Here is a 1,592-nt window from a genome sequence, read left to right on the forward strand (position 1 = left end):
GCCCGCGCCAACTCAGAGCACCGCATCGAGCGCATCAAGGACACCGCGGTTCTCCGCCTGCGCAACAAGCTGCTGCCGCTGATCCACCTGAAGAAGCTGCTCAAGATCGACGACGGCGCGGCCTCCGATCCCGAGAACGGCTTCATCGTGGTCACGCAAGTCGGCAGCCAGACCTTCGGCATCGTGGTCGACGGCGTGTTCCACACCGAAGAAATCGTGGTCAAGCCGATGTCGACGAAACTGCGTCACATCGACATGTTCTCCGGCAACACCATCCTGGGCGATGGCGCGGTCATCATGATCATCGACCCCAACGGCATTGCCAAAGCGCTCGGCGCCGCCGGCTCCTCGGCCCATGACATGGGCGACGAGAACGGCGCGCACCACATCGGCTCGGGCGAGCAGACCACCTCGCTCCTCGTCTTCCGCGCCGGCTCCTCGCAGCCCAAGGCGGTCCCGCTCGGGCTCGTCACCCGCCTGGAGGAGCTCCCGGCCGACAAGATCGAGTTCAGCAACGGCCGCTACATGGTGCAGTACCGCGAGCAGCTGATGCCGCTCGTGGCCATGGAAGGCGTCACCATTGCCAGCCAGGGCGCCCAGCCGATCCTGGTGTTCGCCGACGACGGCCGCTCCATGGGTCTCGTCGTCGACGAGATCATCGACATCGTCGAGGAACGGCTCAACATCGAGGTCGGCGGCTCCAGCCAGGGCATCCTCGGCTCGGCCGTGATCAAGGGGCAGGCGACGGAAGTGATCGACGTCGGCCACTTCCTGCCGATGGCGTTCTCCGACTGGTTCACCCGCAAGGAGATGAAGCCCTCGCTGCACTCGCAGTCGGTGCTGCTGGTCGACGACTCGGCGTTCTTCCGCAACATGCTCGCGCCCGTGCTCAAGGCGGCCGGCTACCGCGTCCGCACCGCGCCGACCGCGCAGGAGGGCCTGGCTGCGCTCCGCGCCCAGAGCTTCGACGTGGTGCTGACCGACATCGAGATGCCCGACATGAACGGGTTCGAGTTCGCCGAGACCATCCGTTCGGACAACAATCTCGGCTCGATGCCGATCATCGGCCTGTCCGCGCTGGTGTCGCCGGCGGCGATCGAGCGCGGCCGTCAGGCCGGCTTCCACGACTACGTCGCCAAGTTCGACCGTCCCGGTCTGATCGCGGCGCTGAAGGAGCAGACCGCGGGCGCCGCCGGCGCCTCCGAGCTGAGCCGGGCAGCGGCGTAAGAGCAGGGCAGGGATCAGGAGAGACACATGACCAGCAAGACCCAGTCCAGCGAAGGCGCCATGGTGGAATACGTCACCGCGATGATCGGCGGCCAGCTGTTCGGCCTGCCGATCTCCCGCGTCCAGGACGTGTTCATGCCCGAGCGCGTCACCCGCGTTCCCTTGTCCTCGCGCGAGATCGCGGGCGTCCTCAACCTGCGCGGCCGCATCGTCACCGTGGTCGACATGCGCGCCCGCCTCGGCCTGCCGCAGCCTGAGGACGGCAAGGTGCCGATGGCGGTCGGCGTCGATCTGCGCGGCGAATCCTATGGCCTCCTGATCGACCAGATCGGCGAGGTGCTGCGCCTGCCCGAAGCCGGCATGGA

At 67.3% G+C, this 1,592-nt stretch carries 2 protein-coding genes; both read left to right on the forward strand.

Annotation, left to right across the window (positions count from 1 at the left end; all coding sequences use genetic code 11):
- Positions 1 to 1,227 (forward strand): ATP-binding response regulator (locus tag TSA1_RS38615; RefSeq protein WP_145984446.1); only part of this gene is annotated, 1,227 nt, incomplete at its 5' end.
- Positions 1,228 to 1,254: 27 nt separating this feature from the next.
- Positions 1,255 to 1,592 (forward strand): chemotaxis protein CheW (locus TSA1_RS38620; protein ID WP_100181578.1); only part of this gene is annotated, 338 nt, incomplete at its 3' end.

The organism is Bradyrhizobium nitroreducens (assembly GCF_002776695.1).
Lineage (GTDB): Bacteria > Pseudomonadota > Alphaproteobacteria > Rhizobiales > Xanthobacteraceae > Bradyrhizobium > Bradyrhizobium nitroreducens.